This is a genomic window from Prauserella muralis, assembly GCF_003202285.1.
Taxonomy (GTDB): domain Bacteria; phylum Actinomycetota; class Actinomycetes; order Mycobacteriales; family Pseudonocardiaceae; genus Prauserella_B; species Prauserella_B muralis.
Map to the genome: position 1 here is coordinate 589,511 of NZ_MASW01000005.1, position 16,657 is coordinate 606,167.

At 72.9% G+C, this 16,657-nt stretch carries 21 protein-coding genes; 14 read left to right on the forward strand and 7 right to left on the reverse strand.

The features are described 5' to 3' along the window. Positions 1–5 precede the first annotated feature (5 nt). A complete protein-coding gene (gene catA / locus BAY60_RS23555) occupies positions 6–857 on the forward strand; it encodes a catechol 1,2-dioxygenase (protein ID WP_112283202.1) in 852 nt (283 codons plus the stop codon). Positions 858–924: 67 nt separating this feature from the next. Continuing rightward, complete coding sequence (locus tag BAY60_RS23560; RefSeq protein WP_112283203.1) at positions 925–2,046, forward strand: muconate/chloromuconate family cycloisomerase; 1,122 nt, start codon at positions 925–927, stop codon at positions 2,044–2,046. A gap of 26 nt (positions 2,047–2,072) precedes the next feature. On the opposite strand, the gene BAY60_RS23565 is transcribed toward BAY60_RS23560, so the two are convergent. After that, a complete protein-coding gene (locus BAY60_RS23565; protein WP_112283204.1) occupies positions 2,073–2,753 on the reverse strand; it encodes an IclR family transcriptional regulator in 681 nt (226 codons plus the stop codon). A 90-nt stretch (positions 2,754–2,843) separates the two neighbouring features. Here BAY60_RS23565 and BAY60_RS23570 point away from each other — a divergent pair, with 90 nt between their 5' ends. From BAY60_RS23570 to BAY60_RS23590, 6 genes are all read left to right on the forward strand, one after another. Further along, a complete protein-coding gene (locus BAY60_RS23570) occupies positions 2,844–3,869 on the forward strand; it encodes a styrene monooxygenase/indole monooxygenase family protein (protein WP_245992770.1) in 1,026 nt (341 codons plus the stop codon). A 1-nt stretch (position 3,870) separates the two neighbouring features. Continuing rightward, complete coding sequence (locus BAY60_RS38035) at positions 3,871–4,062, forward strand: hypothetical protein (protein ID WP_245992771.1); 192 nt, start codon at positions 3,871–3,873, stop codon at positions 4,060–4,062. A 23-nt stretch (positions 4,063–4,085) separates the two neighbouring features. After that, a complete protein-coding gene (locus BAY60_RS23575; protein ID WP_112283205.1) occupies positions 4,086–5,090 on the forward strand; it encodes an AraC-like ligand-binding domain-containing protein in 1,005 nt (334 codons plus the stop codon). Between the two features lie 82 nt (positions 5,091–5,172). After that, a complete protein-coding gene (styA, locus tag BAY60_RS23580; RefSeq protein ID WP_112283573.1) occupies positions 5,173–6,402 on the forward strand; it encodes a styrene monooxygenase subunit StyA in 1,230 nt (409 codons plus the stop codon). Between the two features lie 14 nt (positions 6,403–6,416). Beyond that, complete coding sequence (locus BAY60_RS23585; RefSeq protein WP_112283206.1) at positions 6,417–6,725, forward strand: EthD family reductase; 309 nt, start codon at positions 6,417–6,419, stop codon at positions 6,723–6,725. Continuing rightward, entirely contained in the window at positions 6,722–7,237 is a 516-nt protein-coding gene (locus tag BAY60_RS23590; protein WP_112283207.1) for a flavin reductase family protein, read from the forward strand. Before BAY60_RS23585 ends, BAY60_RS23590 begins: the two co-directional genes overlap by 4 nt. Positions 7,238–7,264: 27 nt before the next feature. Here the strand turns inward: BAY60_RS23590 and BAY60_RS23595 are convergent, their stop codons facing one another. Then, entirely contained in the window at positions 7,265–7,804 is a 540-nt protein-coding gene (locus BAY60_RS23595; protein ID WP_112283208.1) for a YceI family protein, read from the reverse strand. A 161-nt stretch (positions 7,805–7,965) separates the two neighbouring features. Between BAY60_RS23595 and BAY60_RS23600 the strand changes: the two genes are divergently transcribed. Continuing rightward, complete coding sequence (locus BAY60_RS23600; RefSeq protein WP_245992772.1) at positions 7,966–9,105, forward strand: sensor histidine kinase; 1,140 nt, start codon at positions 7,966–7,968, stop codon at positions 9,103–9,105. Then, positions 9,102–9,755 (forward strand): response regulator transcription factor, encoded by a 654-nt coding sequence (locus BAY60_RS23605; RefSeq protein ID WP_170160520.1) that lies wholly within the window; start codon positions 9,102–9,104, stop codon positions 9,753–9,755. The genes BAY60_RS23600 and BAY60_RS23605 overlap by 4 nt, the downstream gene beginning before the upstream one ends. Here BAY60_RS23605 and BAY60_RS23610 read toward each other — a convergent pair. From BAY60_RS23610 to BAY60_RS23620, 3 genes are read right to left on the reverse strand one after another with little or no spacing between them, the layout of a single operon-like run. Further along, a complete protein-coding gene (locus tag BAY60_RS23610) occupies positions 9,747–10,616 on the reverse strand; it encodes a fumarylacetoacetate hydrolase family protein (protein WP_112283210.1) in 870 nt (289 codons plus the stop codon). The two genes, BAY60_RS23605 and BAY60_RS23610, sit on opposite strands and share 9 nt — an antisense overlap. Positions 10,617–10,642: 26 nt before the next feature. After that, positions 10,643–11,044 (reverse strand): hypothetical protein, encoded by a 402-nt coding sequence (locus tag BAY60_RS23615; RefSeq protein ID WP_112283211.1) that lies wholly within the window; start codon positions 11,042–11,044, stop codon positions 10,643–10,645. Then, on the reverse strand, positions 11,041–12,504 hold the full coding sequence (locus tag BAY60_RS23620; RefSeq protein ID WP_170160521.1) for an Nramp family divalent metal transporter: 1,464 nt from the start codon (positions 12,502–12,504) through the stop codon (positions 11,041–11,043). Before BAY60_RS23620 ends, BAY60_RS23615 begins: the two co-directional genes overlap by 4 nt. A gap of 98 nt (positions 12,505–12,602) precedes the next feature. Between BAY60_RS23620 and BAY60_RS38395 the strand changes: the two genes are divergently transcribed. From BAY60_RS38395 to BAY60_RS23635, 4 genes are all read left to right on the forward strand, one after another. Beyond that, positions 12,603–13,343, forward strand: coding sequence for a GntR family transcriptional regulator (locus tag BAY60_RS38395; RefSeq protein WP_112283213.1), 741 nt, complete (start codon positions 12,603–12,605; stop codon positions 13,341–13,343). A 159-nt stretch (positions 13,344–13,502) separates the two neighbouring features. Next, positions 13,503–13,733 carry a hypothetical protein gene (locus BAY60_RS23630; RefSeq protein WP_112283214.1) on the forward strand — a complete coding sequence of 77 codons (231 nt, stop codon included), beginning with the start codon at positions 13,503–13,505 and terminating at the stop codon, positions 13,731–13,733. Then, positions 13,730–13,876, forward strand: coding sequence for a hypothetical protein (locus BAY60_RS37280; protein ID WP_170160522.1), 147 nt, complete (start codon positions 13,730–13,732; stop codon positions 13,874–13,876). Before BAY60_RS23630 ends, BAY60_RS37280 begins: the two co-directional genes overlap by 4 nt. A 93-nt stretch (positions 13,877–13,969) precedes the next feature. Beyond that, a complete protein-coding gene (locus BAY60_RS23635) occupies positions 13,970–14,743 on the forward strand; it encodes a YwaF family protein (RefSeq protein ID WP_112283215.1) in 774 nt (257 codons plus the stop codon). Between the two features lie 2 nt (positions 14,744–14,745). Here BAY60_RS23635 and BAY60_RS23640 read toward each other — a convergent pair whose 3' ends face one another. Together BAY60_RS23640 and BAY60_RS23645 are read right to left on the reverse strand one after the other, a co-directional pair. Continuing rightward, positions 14,746–15,675, reverse strand: a complete 930-nt coding sequence (locus tag BAY60_RS23640; RefSeq protein WP_112283216.1) for an AEC family transporter — start codon at positions 15,673–15,675, stop codon at positions 14,746–14,748. Between the two features lie 100 nt (positions 15,676–15,775). Beyond that, the gene (locus tag BAY60_RS23645; protein WP_211330453.1) at positions 15,776–16,654 is read right to left on the reverse strand and encodes a sulfite exporter TauE/SafE family protein; all 879 of its coding nucleotides are present in this window, start codon (positions 16,652–16,654) and stop codon (positions 15,776–15,778) included. Between the last annotated feature and the right edge of the window lie 3 nt (positions 16,655–16,657).

Below are 16,657 nucleotides of genomic sequence, written 5' to 3' on the forward strand. Positions count from 1 at the left end.
CGCAGATGACCGTCACCGACCAGTCCCCCAGCGCCAAGGGCTCCGGCGCCTCGGCCACCGAGGCGTTCCGGGCCAGCAGGAGCCGGCACGCCGACACGGGCGTGTCCTCCGAGCGCGTCAGCACCGTCGTGCAGGCGGTGCTCGACGGCGTGCACGCCGCGATCCGCGACCACAAGGTCAGCTACGACGAGTTCCAGGCCGCCAAGCAGTGGCTGATCGAGGTCGGCGAAGGCGGCGAGTGGCCGCTGTTCCTCGACGTGTTCGTGGAGCACACCGTCGAGGAGGTCGCCGCCGAGAGCCAGCACGGCACGAAGGGCAGCATCCTGGGCCCCTACTACCTGCCGGACCAGCCGAAGCTGCCGTCGGTGGCGCGCCTGCCCATGCGCCCCGACGAGCCGGGCACACCGCTGGTGTTCACCGGGCAGGTCCGCGACCTCGACGGCAACCCCGTCGCGGGTGCCGAGCTGGACATCTGGCACGCCGACAACGACGGCTACTACTCCGGCTTCGCGCCGCACCTGCCCGACGGCAACCTGCGGGGCGTCGTCGTCACCGACGGCGAGGGCCGCTTCGAGATCAGCACGGTGCAGCCCGCGCCGTACCAGATCCCGACCGACGGCCCCACCGGCAAGCTCATCACCGCCGCGGGCTGGCACCCGTGGCGCCCCGCGCACCTGCACCTCATCGTGCGCGCGAGCGGCCACCGGCCCATCACCACCCAGCTCTACTTCCAGGGCGGCGAGTGGCTGGACAGCGACGTCGCCAAGGCCACCAAGCCGGAGCTCGTGCTCGACCCGCGCGAGCAGCCCGACGGCAGCCTGCGCTCCGAGTACGACTTCGTGCTCGAACGCGCCTGACAACGACCCGGCCGGTGCGGTGCGGCCCGCACCGCACCGGCCGCTCACCGGAAGGGGACCCCGCAGGATGCGCGACACCCGCATCGACCGTGTCGAGACCGTGCTGCTCGACGTTCCGCTCCACCGGCCACACCGCTTCGCCAGGGCCACGATGACCGCGCAGCCGATGCTGCTGGTGTTCGTCCGCACCGCGGGCGGTGTCACCGGCGTCGGCGAGGGCGTGGTTCCCGGCGGGCCGTGGTGGGGTGGTGAGTCGGTCGAGACGATGCGGCTCGTCGTCGAGCGCTACCTCGCCCCGCTGCTCACCGGGCGGCACGTGGACGACCTGCCCGCCATCCTGCGCGACCTCCACGACGCCGTGGCCGCCAATCTCTTCGCCAAGGCCGCCGTCGAGGTGGCACTGCACGACGCGTGGGCCCGCTGCCTGGACGTGCCGGTGCACACGCTGCTCGGCGGGCTCGTCCGCCGTTCGGTGCCGGTCACGTGGGCACTGGGCACCGAGGCCGCGCCGGTGGTCGCCGAGGAGGCGCTGGGCAAGCTGGAGGCAGGCCTGCACCACAGCTTCAAGCTGAAGATGGGCGCGCAGGACCCCGCCGAGGACGTCGCGCGGATCTGCGCGGTGGCCGGCAAGCTGGCGGGCGCGGCCGGGCTGCGCGTGGACCTCAACGCGCGCTGGGACCTGCTGACGTCGCTGACCCACCTGCCCCGCCTGGTGGAGGCCGGGATCGAGCTGATCGAGCAGCCGGTGCCGGGTGCGGAGTTCGAGGCACTGGCGGAGCTCAACCGCGTGCTGCCCGTGCCGGTGATGGCCGACGAGAGCCTGCGCACGCCCACCGACGCGCTGCGGCTGACCCGCCTGCGGGCCGCCGACGTGTTCTCGCTGAAGACCACCAAGTCCGGCGGGCTGCGGGCCACGAGGGCCATCGCCGAGATCGCCGCCGCCGCGGGCGTCCCCTGCCACGGTGGCACGTCGATCGAGGGTCCGATCGGCACCGTGGCATCACTGCACCTCGCGTGCTCGGCGCCCGCGGTGAAGTGGGGCAGCGAGCTGTTCGGGCCGCTGCTCATGCGCGAGGAGCTGCTGACCACCCCGCTGCGCTACGCCGACGGCGAGCTGCACCTGCCGCAGGGCCCGGGACTGGGCGTGGAGCTCGACCCGGCCGCGGTGAAGGCGCTGCGCCGCGACTGACCCGGCCCCGGGGCGCCGGGACCGGGTCAGTGGTCCCGCAGCCGCGCCGCGACGTCGTGCAGGCTGTCCAGGGCCGCGTTCTCGTCGAGCCGTCCCGCCGCGAACAGCACGCAGACGCTCGCCGCCCGTCCCCCGCGCAGCCGCACCGGCACCGCGAGGGAACTGATCCCCGGCACCACCTCCCCCGTGGTGCGCACGTGCCCCAGGTCGCGAGCCAGCGCGACCTCGGGGCGCTCACCCGGCCGGGGTGCGAGCGCGGCGAGGATCGCCAGGCCGGGCGCTCCCCTGGTCAGCGGATGCCGCACGCCGGGCCGGTAGGCGACCGGTGAGCTGCCGGCGGGTGGCTCGGCGGTGACGAGCGTCAGCGCCTCCTCGCCGTGCGGCACCGCGAGAAACGCCGTCGCGCCGGTGGTCTCGGCGACGGCGGACAGCTCCGCCTGGGCGCGCTCGCGCAGGTCCGAGCGGACCGCGGAGGCGACCGTGAGCACCGCGAGGCCCATCTCGTAGCGGCCTGCCGCGTCCCGGGCCAGGTAGCCGTGCGCCTCGAGCGTGCACAGCACGCGGTAGGCGATGGAGCGGTGCAGGCTCGTCGCCTCGGCCACCTCGGCGGTGGTGCACGGCGCGTGCGCCGCCACCGCCTCCAGCACCGCGAGGCCGCGCTCGAGAGTCTGCAGGCCGGCGCCACCGACCACCTTGCTGTTCGTCACCGGTGTTCCCCCACCCGCACACGCTGCTATCGTCTCTCTGAAATCGAGTTGCTTGCTCGATAGTAGAGCAGAGAGGCGGTGCGGGGCGCAGTGACAGCACCGACGGTCGGGATCGTGGGAGCCGGGGTCGCCGGGCTCCACCTCGGCCTGGCCCTGCGCGCGGCCGACGTGCCGGTCACCCTCTACACCGAACAGGCCTTCGCCGATCTCGCGGCGGGGCCGCTGCTCAACACGGTCGCCCACCACCACCCGATGCTGGACCGCGAGCGACAGTGGGACGTGCACTTCTGGCCCGCCGAACGGCATGGCTACGGCGCGCACCATCACCACGTCGGCGGCACCGCGCCCGTGCGGTTCACCGGCCACTTCACCCATCCGTCCTGCGCGGTCGACCACCGCCTCTACCTGCCGAGGCTGGCCGGGGCCTTCGCCGAGCGCGGCGGGCGCATCGAGGTCCGCGCCGTGGGCCCCCGCGACCTCGCGCGCCTGGCGGGCAGCCACGCGCTGCTCGTCGTCGCCTCCGGGCGCGGCCCGCTCAGCGGCCTGTTCCCGCTGCGGCCCGAGCATTCCCCGCACCACACACCGCAGCGGCTGCTCTGCGCCGGGCTCTACACGGGCGTGCGCGGCGCCGACCCCGCGGGCGTCACCATCAGCATCGCCCCGGGCGCCGGGGAACTGCTCGAGATCCCGCTGCACAGCGCGCACGGGCCCGTGACCGCGCTGCTGTTCGAGAACCTGCCGGGCGGCGACCTGGCCGCGCTGGCCTCGCTGGATCACCGCGACGACCCCGCGTTGTTCGCCAAGGCCGTGCTGGAGGCACTGCGGCGGCACCATCCGGCGACGGCCGAGCGCGTCGAGGAGCGCGACTTCGGGCTGACCCATCCGCTCGACGTGCTGCAGGGCGGCGTGCTGCCTGCCGTGCGGCAGGACTGGATCGACCTCGGCGGCGAGCGGTTCGCGCTCGCCCTCGGCGACGCCCACGTCGTCGTCGACCCGCTCATGGGCCAGGGCGCCAACCTCGCCTCGTACAGCGCGGCCGTCGTCGCGGCCGAGATCGCCACCGACACCGCCTACGACGCGCTCTTCTGCGAGCGCGTGGCACGCGCGCGCGAGTGAGGTGCTGCTCGCCGGGTCCCGCTGGACGAACCTCATGCTCGCGCAGCCGCCACGCGTGGCGGAGCTGTTCCGCGCGCTGGCCGCCGACCAGCCGCGTGCCGACGAGTTCACCACCAACTTCGATCATCCGCAGCGGCAGTGGCGCCTGCTCGCGACGCAGGCCCGGCAGCGGGCCTTCCTCGGGCGGGACTGAACAGGTCAGAACGGAGGGACACCGTGGTCCGCACGACGCCCGGCAGCCGGGTCCTGAGCACGCGCGAGGTGAAGCGCGGTGAGAGCGTCGACTACTGGCGGCACGTCGTGTCGGACGCCTTCGTGCCGCTGCAGCCGGTGGCCGACAGCAGTGAGTTCGAGGGCGAGGTCCGCATCGACCAGCTCGGCACCATGGTCGTGTCCCGGGTGGACGCGCAGCGGCACGAGGTGCACCGCACCCGTGCGCTCATCGCGCGGGAGGAACGCGGGTACTACAAGCTCGGCCTGCAGCTGCGTGGCCACGCGCTGCTCGAGCAGGACGGCAGGGAAACCGATCTGGGGCCAGGGGATCTCGCGCTGTACGACACGGACCGCCCTTACCGGCTGGCGTTTCGCGAGCCGACGGCCATGGCGGTTTTCATGTTTCCCCGGCCGCGGCTGCGGTTGAGCCCGGCAGGTGCCCGGCTCGTGCTCGCCCGGCGGCTCGCGGGCGACGCCGAGCCCGCGTCGCTGCTCGCCCCGCTGTTCCTGCGGCTCGTGCGCGGCATCGACGCCGGACCGCCGTCGGCCGCGATGCCGCTCGCCGACGCGGTGCTCGACCTGCTGTCGGCGCTGCTCGGCGAGCAGGCCTGCGACGACACCGAGCCCGAGCCGTCGCAGGACGCGCTGCTGTTGCGCGCCAAGGCCTTCATCGACGACAACCTCGGCGACCCGCAGCTGTGCCCGGACGCGGTCGCCGCCGCGCTGCACGTCTCCACGCGGTACCTGCAGAAGCTCTTCGCCGCCGACGGCACCGGCATCGCAAGCTGGATCCGCGGCCGCAGGCTCGAACAGTGCCGCCGCGACCTCGTCCGGCCCGGCACGCTCGGCAGGCCGGTGAGTGCCGTCGGCGCCGCCTGGGGCCTTCCCGACGCCGCGCACTTCAGCCGCGTGTTCAAGGCCGCCTACGGGTTCAGCCCCCGCGAGTTCCGCGCCCGCGCGCTCGCCGCGCCCGCGCCGTACGCGAATCGTCAAGAACAGTTCGCCTGAGGCAAAGACCGCTGCGGCGCCGCCCGCCATGCTGGACTCCCCGGACCTCACCGGCGAGAGTCCACTGCGAGGAGCGAACGACATGCCGAACATCGGGATTGTCGGCGCCGGCATCGCAGGCCTGCACCTGGGCCTGCTGCTGCGCCGGCATGACGTGCCCGTCACGATCTACACCGACAAGAGCCCGGCGCAGCTCGCGAACGGGCGGCTGCTCAACAGCGTCGCCCACCACGCGCCCACGATCGAGCGCGAGCGCGAGCTCGGCGTGCACTTCTGGCCCGTCGAGGAGTACGGCTACGCGTGCCACCACCACTACGTCGGCGGCGAGCAGCCGCTGTCGTTCCGTGGCGACTTCGCCCGCGCCTCCAGCGCGATCGACTACCGGCTGTACCTGCCCAGGCTCGCCGAGGCCTACGAGGAGCGTGGCGGCAAGCTGGACGTGCGGCTGCTCCAGGCCGAGGACCTGGAACCGCTCGCCGAGGCCCACGACCTGCTGGTGGTGGCAGCCGGGCGCGGCGCGTTCTCCGCGCTGTTCCCCAGGCGGGAGGACGCCAGCCCCTACGACAGGCCGCAGCGCAGGCTGTGCGTCGGGCTCTACCGGGGCATCGCCGAGTCCCAGCCGAAGGGCGTCACCATCAGCGTGTCCCCCGGCCACGGCGAGCTGCTGGAGATCCCCCTCTACAGCGCCGAGGGCTTCGTCACCGCGCTGCTGTTCGAGAACATTCCCGGCGGCGACCTCGAGGTGCTGGCCGACCTGTCCTACGCCGACGACCCGAAGGCCTTCGAGCGGACCGTGCTGGACAAGCTCGCCACGCACCACCCGCAGACCTTCGAACGGGTCGACCCCGCCCGCTTCGAGCTCACCGGGCCCCTGGACCTGCTGCAGGGTGCGCTGACGCCGACGGTGCGGCAGGACTACGCGAAGCTGCCCAACGGCAAGTACGCGCTGGCGATCGGTGACGTGCACACCGTCGTGGACCCGGTGATCGGCCAGGGCGCCAACTCGGCATCACACTCGGCGTGGGTCACCGGGCAGGAGATCCTGTCCGACTACGGCTTCGACGAACTGTTCTGCCGCCGGGTCGCCGCCGCCAGGGCGGACGTCGTGCTCGGCGCGGCGAACTGGACGAACCTGATGCTGGCCCCGCCGCCCGAGCACCTGCTGGAGCTGTTCGGCGCGATGGCCCGGCACCAGCACATCGCCGACGAGTTCACCGACAACTTCGACTACCCCGACCGCCAGTGGCAGATCTTGGCCACCGCCGAGCGGACCCGCGAGTACCTGGCCCGCAGGACCGGGTCCGCGGCCTGAAAGGAGCCTCCACTGTGTACCGACTGACCGTGCTGTACCCGCCGCCCGCCGACCCGGAGCACTTCCGCGCGTACTACGTCGGCACACACCTGCCGCTGGCGGCCAAGCTGCCCGGCCTGCGTGCCATGCGGTACAGCCTCGACGTGGCCGCCACCGAGGGCGAGAGCCCCTACTTCGCCATCTGGGAGGGCGAGTTCGACTCGGCCGAGGCGATGGCGGCGGCCATGGCCTCCGACGAGGGCAGGGCCGTGGCGGCCGACGTGCCGAACTACGCCACCGGCGGGGCGCACGTCGTCCACTTCGCCCCCGTCGAGGGCCGGTGACGGCGACCGCCGTGGCCGCCGCCGTCGACCCCCGCCGGTTCCGGGCCGCGCTCGGCCGGTTCGCCACCGGGGTCACCGTGATCACCGCGCGGGCACCGGACGGCGGGGTGCACGGCATGACGGCCAACGGCTTCCTGTCGGTGTCGCTGGACCCGCCGCTGGTGCTGGTGTCGCTGGGCGGGTGCACGATGGCCGAGTACCTGCGGCAGGGTGACCGGTACGCGGTCACCGTGCTGTCGGAGGACCAGGAGACGCTGTCCCGGCACTTCGGCGGGCGGGCCCAGCCGGGACTGTCGGTGCGCTTCCAGTGGCGTGGCGAGCACCCGTTCGTTCCCGGTGGTCTCGCCGAGATCGGCTGCCGCATCGTCGACCGGCATCCCGCGGGCGACCACGTGCTGTTCATCGGCGAGGTCGAGCATCTGGAGTTCCGCGACGGTGCGCCGCTGCTGTTCTACACCGGCGCCTACCGGGCGCTGCACGTCGGCCTCACCGAGGACGTGTTCTTCTACTGACCCGCGCCCCTCGTCGCCGGGCGGTGCCTACGCCCGCTCGGCGACGAGGTCCAGCACGACATCCAGGTACCGGCCCGTCATGCCCTTCATGGCGGTGATGCCGAAGTCGTAGCGGTCGATGCGGCTGGAAGCCAGCAGGCGCAGCCGCTCGCCCTCGGCAGCGGCCCGCCGCAGGTGCACCTCGACGGGACGGCTGCTCCCGCGCACGGTCAGCGAGCCCCGCAGCACCCACACGCCGTCCTGGTCGGTGAGGCCGGTGGAGACGAACACGATGTCGGGATGGTTCTCCGCGTCGAGGTACTGGCCCGAGCGCACCGTGGTGTCGCGCGTGGCGTTGCCGGTGTCGAACGCCGTCGCCGCGACGACGGCCCGCGCCGAGGATCCCTCCACCGGGTCGGCGACGTCCACGTGACCCTCGCGCAGCGCGAACGTGCCGCGGACCTTGCCGAGCCCGAACATGTGCCGGGTGGTGAACGAGACGGTGGAGCGGGCCGGGTCCAGCCGGTAGCGGCCCTCGGCGGGGATCCGCACGGCCGCGGGCGGGGTGGCGGGGGTGCTGCTGGTCATGGAGTCGTGTCCTCTCCCTCGGTGATCGCCGGGGTCCAGCCTGCCAGCCGCGCCGGTACGCGCACATCGTCCGGCGGGCCACTCGAACCGCACCCCTCGTCGGGGGCGATGTCGACTTTGGTCGCTGTCCGGCACCCGGTGCAGCGCCGTACGCTCGGCGCGTGCGTGGGTTGTTCTGCCAGCGATGGACGGTGCCGGTGGGCCTGCTGCTCGCGGCCCTCATCGCGGCGACCGTCTGGGGTGAGTACGCCTCGGGAGCACGGGGGTTGCTGCTCGGTCTCGACATCGCGGTGGGCGTACTGGGCGCCTCGGCGTTCCCCGCTCTGCTGCGCCTGCCCACCACGGCCGGGCTCGTCGTGATCGCGCTGGCCGCCGTCTCGCCTGCCGCGACGCCACCCGCCACGGTCGCGGTGGTCACCGTTGCCCGCGGCAGGCACATCGCGGTCGCGGTCGGGGTGGCGCTGGCCGGAGTCGCGGCCCACGCCGTCCGCGGGCTGTGGCGGCCGATGCCCGGCCTGTCCTACGGCTGGTGGCTGCTGCTGGTCGTCGTCGCCCACGGGGCGCTGCTCGGCTGGGGAGCACTGGCCAAGGCCCGCCGCGCGCTCATCGAGTCCCTGGAGGACCGGGCCCGGCGGGCGGAGGCCGAGCAGGGGCGGCGCATCGCCGAGGCCAGGGCAGCCGAGCGGGCGCGGATCGCCCGCGAGATGCACGACGTGCTCGCCCATCGGCTGTCGCTGCTGGCGACGTACGCGGGCGCGCTGGAGTACCGCCCCGATCTGCCGGGCGAGCGCGTCGCCGACGCCGCGGGCGTCATCCGCTCGACGGCGCACCAGGCGCTCGACGAACTGCGGGACGTCATCCTGCTGCTGCGGGACGACGCCGGCGGGGACGCGGAGCCGGAACGGCCCGTTCCCGGGCTCGCGGACCTGCCTGGGCTGGTGGACGAGTCACGGTCCACGGGCACGGCCGTGCTGTGGGACGGCGAGCCACCGGCGGCCGACACCGTGCCGCAGGCGACCGGGCGCACCGCATACCGCATCGTCCAGGAAGCTCTCACCAACGCCCGCAAGCACGCGCCGGGACAGCCGGTGCGGCTCGTGCTCGGTGGCGAACCCGGTACCGTGCTGTCCATCGACGTCTCCAACCCGCTGCCCGCCGGGCCACCGCCCGCCCGGCCGCCCGGGGCCGGCACCGGCCTGGTCGGCCTCACCGAGCGAGTCCGGCTGGCCGGAGGGCGCCTCGACCACGACGCCACGGCCGGGCGGTTCCGCCTGCGGGCCTCGCTACCGTGGCCGCCATGAGCGGTACCGTCCGGGTCCTCGTCGTCGACGACGACGCGCTCGTGCGCGCCGGGCTCAGCCTCATGCTCGACGGCGCCGACGGCATCGTCGTGGTCGGTGAGGCCGACGACGGCGATGCCGTGCCCGCCGCACTCGACGCGCACCCGGCCGACGTCGTGCTCATGGACATCCGCATGCCACGCGTCAACGGCATCACCGCCACCCGGCGCGTGCGGGCCAGGCCTTCTGCACCGGAGGTGATCGTGCTGACCACCTTCGACTCCGACGAGAACGTCCTGCACGCGCTGCGCGCGGGCGCGAGCGGCTTTCTGCTGAAGGATTCCCTGCCCGCCCGGATCGCCGAGGCGGTGCGCGCCGTCGCGGCGGGCGAGCCGATCCTGTCGCCGGGGATCACACGCAGGCTCATGGAGCGCGCAGCGACCGAGGCGGGAGCCCACGAGCGCGCCAGGGCCGCGCTGGCCGAGCTCAGCGCCCGCGAGCACGAGGTCGCCGTCGCGATCGGGCAGGGCAGGACCAACGCCGAGATCGCCGCGCACCTGCACCTGAGCATCGCCACGGTGAAGGCGCACATCACCCGCGTGCTCACCAAACTCGGCGTGGGAAACCGCACCCAGGTAGCCCTGCTCGTCCACGACGCCGGGCTATGCTGACGCCGCCGCGCCGCTGTCCTGCTTGACGACCGGATTGGACAGCGACCCGACGCTCTCGATCTCGATGTCCACCCGGTCGCCCTCCACGAGGGTGAAGCTCAGCTCGGGCACGATGCCCGTCCCCGTGGCGAGCACGGCGCCGTCCGGGAAGTCGAGCGACTGGTACAGCGTCGCCACCATCTCCCGCAGCGGGCGATGCAGCCGCGCCGTGGACGTCTCGCCCTCCCAGGCGATGGCCCCGTCCCGCAGGACGGCCATCCGGATCGCCAGATTCTCGGGATCGGCGACCTCCCACACCGGCCGGATGCCGGTGGCGAGCGCGCAGCTGCTGTTGTAGATCTTGGCCTGCGGCAGGTACAGCGGGTTCTCCCCCTCGATCGAGCGGGAGCTCATGTCGTTGCACACGGTGAGTCCCGCGATCTCCCCCTCGCTGTTCACCACGAGCGCCAGCTCCGGCTCCGGAACGTCCAGTGTGGACCCCTCCCGGAGTGCCACCGGATCTCCGTCGGTCACCACGCGCCAGGCCGGTGCCTTGAAGAAGACCTCCGGCCGCGGGGCGTCGTAGACGCGTTCGTACACCGTCGCCTCGGTGCTCTCCTCGACCCTGGCTCCCCGGGAACGCTCATAGGTCACCCCCGCGGCCCAGACCTCGGTGCGCTCGTCCACGGGTGGCAGCAGCCGCACGCCACTGGCCGGCACCGCGCGGGCGGGGTCGGGGCGCAGGTCCTCCCGCAGCGCCGCCACCGGCCTGCGCCACAGCTGCGCGAGGCTGTCGACCCCGTCCACCGGGGTCACCGTGTCGTCCTGGCGCAACCCGATCCGCGTGCGGCCGGTGCCGTCGGCGTAGCGGACGATCTCCATGCGTGGCTCCTCTTCTTCTGCTCGGCTCATTCGGTGGTGATGCGGCGTAGCGTGCTGCCGGTGCGCTCGGCGCGGCGAGCGCGGTACAGGCAGAGCAGGGCGAGCAGCCCGGCGAGCAGCGCGCCCGTCGGCTGCAGCATCAGCAGCAGGCCGCCGCCCACGCCGCTCACGGCTGCCAGCACCCGCCACTGCCGCGCGGCGTCCCGGTATCCGTGCAGCGACAGCCGGATTCGCTCGGCGGTCACCGCCGGCGCGGGCCGCGCACCGGCGGCGCGGGCCTCGTGCACCGCGAGAAAGCCGTTGATGACGGCGGCGAGCGCGAACACCGCCGCCCACACGGGAGCGTCCTGGGCGGCGCGGACCCCCGCCAGCACCCCGAACCCGAGTGCGAGCACCACGTACCGCGCGCGCAGAGCGGGAAGGCTCACGACAGCACCCCCAGGTACTCCAGCAGGGCCAGCGTCCCCGCGACGGTCAGGAACACCGACCCGGCGGCGACGAGTGTGCGCAGCGTCCTGCTCATGCGGTAGGGCTTCGGCATGTTCCTGGCGTCCGCGTAGAGCAGACCGGCCCCGTAGATGCCGCACGCCAGCACGCCACCGACGATGGAGGCGGGTGTCACCAGGTCCACGAAGTCCAGTCCGGACAGGATGGCCACCAGGGCGATCAGGCCCGTCCAGCCGTAGATGAACGGCCGGATCCCGCGCTGTCCCCGGCGGCGGATGCGCTCGGACACCGCGGCGAGGCTTTCGTAGGCGGTCCAGCTGTAGACCTCCCACACGGCGTAGACGGTGCCGAACAGCACCATCACGATCGCTCCGATGTAGAAGTACTCGAAGACCGGCGCGATGGTCGAGAAGAACTGGCTCTGGTGCGTCAGCACGTCGTCCTCGGCGGGGACCTGCCCTCGCTCGGCGAGGATCGTCGTACCGTTGATCATGAACGCTGCCGCGATGACGGCCATCGCCACGAACGCCGCGAGCATGTCGAACAGCGGCGCCCGCGTCCATGCCCTGCCCTGCGCGACCTGCGCGGGCTCGGTCGACAACGGGATCTCGTCGCGGCGGCCCATGGCGGCCAGCCGCTCGCGGATGACGTCGACCTCGCGATGGCCGAGCATGCCCCACTTCTTCTCGCGCAGCATGCCCGTGTAGCCGATGTAGTCGTACATCCCGCCGCCGAGGCCGCCCATGAACACGGTGAGCTCGACCCAGGCGGACGTGCCCGCGACGTCGGGATAGCGCTCGTGCACGAACGACAGGTAGTCCAGGTTGCCCGGCACCAGACCGCCGAGCACGCCGAGCCAGTCGGGTTGCGCGACGAACACGGCGATGAGCACCAGGACCACCATCAGGCTGGCGATCGCCACCTGTGCGCGTTCGAGGAGGTGGTACCCGCCGAGGTAGGACACCACGGCGGCGCCCACCAGCACGGCGACGGCGTACACCGTGCCGTCGCCCGCGCCGAGCGACTCGAGGTAGTCGCCGAGCGCCACTGACACGCCACTGGTCCAGCCCGGGAACGAGGCCAGGCAGATCACCGCGAGCAGCAGCGGGAACCAGCCGCGTGGCCCGGGCAGGACCTTCGCGAAGCGGGTCATCGGATGCTCACCGGTCAACGTGATGTGCCGGTTGGACGCGTAGACGAGGGCGGCTTTGGCGACCGTGCCGACGACAACCGCCCACAGCGCGGCGTAGCCGAACACCGCGCCCTCCCGCGAGGCGAGCACCGACTCGCCGCTGCCGATCGTGAGCGACGCGATGATCGCGCCGGGGCCGAAGAACTTCAGAAACGTGGCCGGCCTGACGCGCCGCCGGCGCAGCCCTTCGGGTGCCTCCGGGAGCCGGAGCACCGGTTCGGCGCTGCGCTCGATACCGTGCGAGGTCATCTCCATCCCTGGTGTCTCGACGACTCTGTCGGTTCCCCTGCTCCCGCGCCGGCGTGGCCACAGAATCCTATAGGATGTACGCGGTAGGCTACATACTCATGGCAGCCAGTAGTTCACGTCAAGGGCCCTCCGGCGCCCACCGGCCGCGAGGTCTCGCGGCGGCCAGACCCCTGCCCCGCAGACAGGGGCTGGCCGACGACGTCCACGAGGCCATCAAGGCGCTTCTCATGGACCACGAGATCGAGCCGGGTGCCCGGATCTCCATCGACGGTCTCGCCCGCCAGCTCCAGGTCTCCCCCACCCCGGTGCGGGAGGCGCTGGCCCGGCTGGAGTCGGCCCAGCTGGTGACGAAGGAGCCGTTGCGGGGCTACCGGGCCACCGCCCTGCTCACCCGCGACGAGCTCACCGACCTCTACCAGTTCCGCCTGCTCATCGAACCCTGGGCGGCACGGTGCGCCGCGGAGCGGGCGACCGCCCGCGACCGCCGGCAGTTGCGGCACGAGATGTCCACCACCCAGCTGCCCCGCTCGCGCAGCTACGAGGCGTACAAGGCGCTCGCCGCGCACGACACCCGCCTGCACGTGCTCATCGCCGAGCTGTCCGGCAGCGAGCGGGTCCGGCAGGCATTCGAGCGCACCCACTGCCACATGCACATCTTCCGGCTCGGCTACCACCGGCAGATCGGTGCCGAGACCCTGGCCGAACACGAACGCATCGTCGACGCCATCGTGCGCGGGGACCCGGCGGGCGCGGAGCGTGCGATGCGTGAGCACCTGGAGACGTCCTGCCACCAGCGCCTGGTCCCCCTGTACGACGCGGCCGGGCAGGGCACGGGCTGACGCCCGCCTGCTCACCCGGGAAAGCGATTACCCCGGCGTCGGCGCACGCCCCGTGATAGGTTTCTGGCCTGACAGGGAACGGGAGAGCCCTGTCGGTGCAGGGGAAACATCGGCCGAGGGGTGCCCGCACGGGCCGGCCGATGACTGAGGGGAGGAGATGTGGACGCACGCCATCCCGAACTCGCCGTCGGTGATCGCGTCACGTACACAGCAGGACGCCGCTCGGACTGGACCCGTGCGTGCCGCCGCGGCTGTGTCGCCGCCACACCGGTGTTCGACCGCTACACCACCACGTGGTGGGTGCCGGTGCAGCCGGACGGCGCGGCCGAGGACACGGAACCGAAGTGGGTGCGCCGCGACCGCATCGTCGATGTGGCGACCCCGACATGAGCATGAACAGTGGTGGTGCCGACACCGCGGACCCGGTCGAGACGACGCCGATCTTCGAGGAGATCCTCAACAGCACGGGGATCAGCTGGCCCGCCGATTCGTCCACAAAGGACGCCCCCGCCCCCGGTGGAGGTTCGGGCTGACCGCTGCACGGGCCCCGCGACGCGGTGCCGCACGGTGCTGTGCCGCGACGACACCGCGCCTATCCTGGGACTGACCGGGAAGCGAGGTGGCCCATGCTCAGGCGACCCGCCGGGGTGCCGTGGGCAGCGCCACCGGACGACGGGCAGTTCAGCCCCTACGGCGTGTCGCACTGGCTCGTGCTCGCGGTCTTCGCCGTGGGCGCGGCCCTGCTCGTGGCGTGGGGCCGCAGGCACCGGCATGACCCGGCCGAACGGTACGTCAGCCGCGGATTCGCCGTGCTCACCGGCCTGCTCGCCCTGGTGCTGCAGGTTTACTCGATGGTCGCCTCCGGGCTCGGCGTCGACCGTTCCATTCCGCTGCACCTGTCGGACCTCGCGCCACCGGTGGCCGCCTACGCCCTGTGGACGCACCGTCGCTGGGCCTTCACGCTCACCTACTACTGGTGCCTGTCGCTGAGCGCGCAGGCACTGTTCTCCCCCGTGCTGCGCAGCCCCGATTTCCCGGACCCCGAGTTCCTGGCGTTCTGGGCCATGCACCTGCTGGTGATCTGGGCCGCGGTCTACCTGACGTGGGGCCTCGGTCTGCGGCCGCGCTGGGGCTGCTACCGCATCGCGGTCGCCGTCACCCTCGGCTGGGTCGCGGTCGCGATGACGTTCAACAGCCTGGCGGGCACCAACTACGGCTACCTCAACCGCAAGCCGGAGACCGGCTCGATCCTGGACCTGCTGGGACCGTGGCCCGCCTACCTCGCCGTCGAGGCGGCGCTCGTGCTGCTCGCGTGGGCGCTCATGACGTTGCCGTGGGTGTGGCTGGCGAAGCAGCCACGAGGTCCCGGGGCGGGCAGGCGCGCCGGGTCGAGCCGCTGACCTCAGGCGAGCAGGGCGACGATGCCGAACATCAGCGGCATGCTGAGCAGTGTCGTGGTCAGCACGGCGTCGCGTGCCAGGACCACTCCCTGATCGAAGCGCACGGCGTAGCCGAAGACGTTCTGGGCGGAGGGAAGCGCGGCGCACACGACCACGGCGAGCAGCCGCTGACCTTCCAGGCCCAGCAGGGAGCCGAGCAGCAGCGCCAGCACGGGATGCACGATGTTCTTCAGCACCACCACGGTCGCCAGCAGCGGCACGGTTTCGGGTTCCGAACCCGGCCGGGAGGCCGTCTGCAGCGAGATGCCGAACGCCAGCAGCATCGCGGGCACGGCGAGGTCGGCCAGCAGCTCGATCGGCGCCATGACGGGCTTCGGGGGCACCAGGTCCGTGGCCGAAACGAGCAGCCCGCAGCCGGTGGCGACGGCGATCGGGTTGCGCAGCGGGGCGCTGAGCGTCCGCAGCGCGGACGGCCGGGCACCACCGGCGCGTTCCGGTAGCACGTCGAGCAGGGTGGTGAACAGCGGCGTCAGCACGGCGAGCTGGAACAGCAGCACCGGCGCGACCACGGTGGCGTCACCGAACACGTACGTGACGATCGGCAGGCCCAGGTTGCCCGCGTTGACGTAACCGCTGGCCATCGCACCGACCGTGGTCTCACCCCCAGGCCGCTTGCGCAGCAACGCGACCGGCACGTACAGCAGGCAGGCCAGTGAGCTGGTCACCGCTGTGACCACGAGATCCTCGGAGAACACGGCACCGACGTCGGCCCTGGCCAGCGTCGTGAACAGCAGTGCGGGGCTCGCGACGAAGAACGCGGTCCTGGACAGCACCTGCGTGGCCGACGGCCCGAGCACGCCGAGCCGCCCGACGAGGTAGCCCACCGCGATGACCACGCCGATGACGACGAACCCGTCGACGACCCCGTTCACGGCGCGGGATCAGCGAGGACGGGGACGGTCACGTCTGCCCACCGTAGAGCTGTGACGAGGATCAAGGTGGGCCGGGGTCCGCCCGGCCCACCTCGGCGGCTCAGGGCACCGGCGTGCGCTCGCGGTGCCTGCCGCGCCGGCGCACGGCCAGCCAGGCGCCCGTGCCCGCCGCCGCGAGTGCGGCAGCGGCGATCCAGACCACGGGTTGGTCCGCCACGAACGACCACACGTTCGCCGGTACCTGCTGCCCCAGCACGAATCCGCCCATGACCACGACGAACCAGCCGAACCCCTTGCGCAGGACGGTCTCCGGGATCCGCCCGGCCAGCCGCCCGCCGACGACGCTGCCCGCCACGGCCGCCGCCGTGACGCCGAGCGCGAGCGGCCAGTCGATCTGCACGCTCGCCAGGTAGCCCGCCAGGCCCGCGAACGACTTCATCGAGATCACCACGAGGGAGGTACCGACGGCGACCGTCATCGGCAGCCCGCCGAGCAGGGCCAGCGCGGGCACCACCAGGAAACCGCCTCCCGCACCGACGAGGCCGGTGACCGCGCCGACGGCCACGCCCTCGGCGACGACGCGGCCGACCGGCAGTTCGCCGTGGACGGTGCCGGCACCGCCCCCGCGGCGGCCGCGGATCATCGCGGCCGCGGTGACGACCATCATCACCCCGAAACCCACGAGCAGCCACGTGCCCGGGAGGAAGGCCGCCAGCCGTCCACCGCCGTAGGCCCCTGCCATGCCGGCCGCGCCGAAGACCAGTCCGGTGCGCCAGCGCACCCGGCCCGCACGGGCGTGCGAGATCGCGCCGAGCGCGCTGGTGATGGCGACGACGAACAGCGACATCGCGATGGCCTGCTTGGCGTCGATCCCCGCGATGTACACCAGGATCGGCACCGTCAGGATCGACCCGCCGCCGCCGAGCACGCCGAGCGCGAGCCCGACGACGAGGGCGGCGGCGAGGGTGAGCAGGAGCATGCC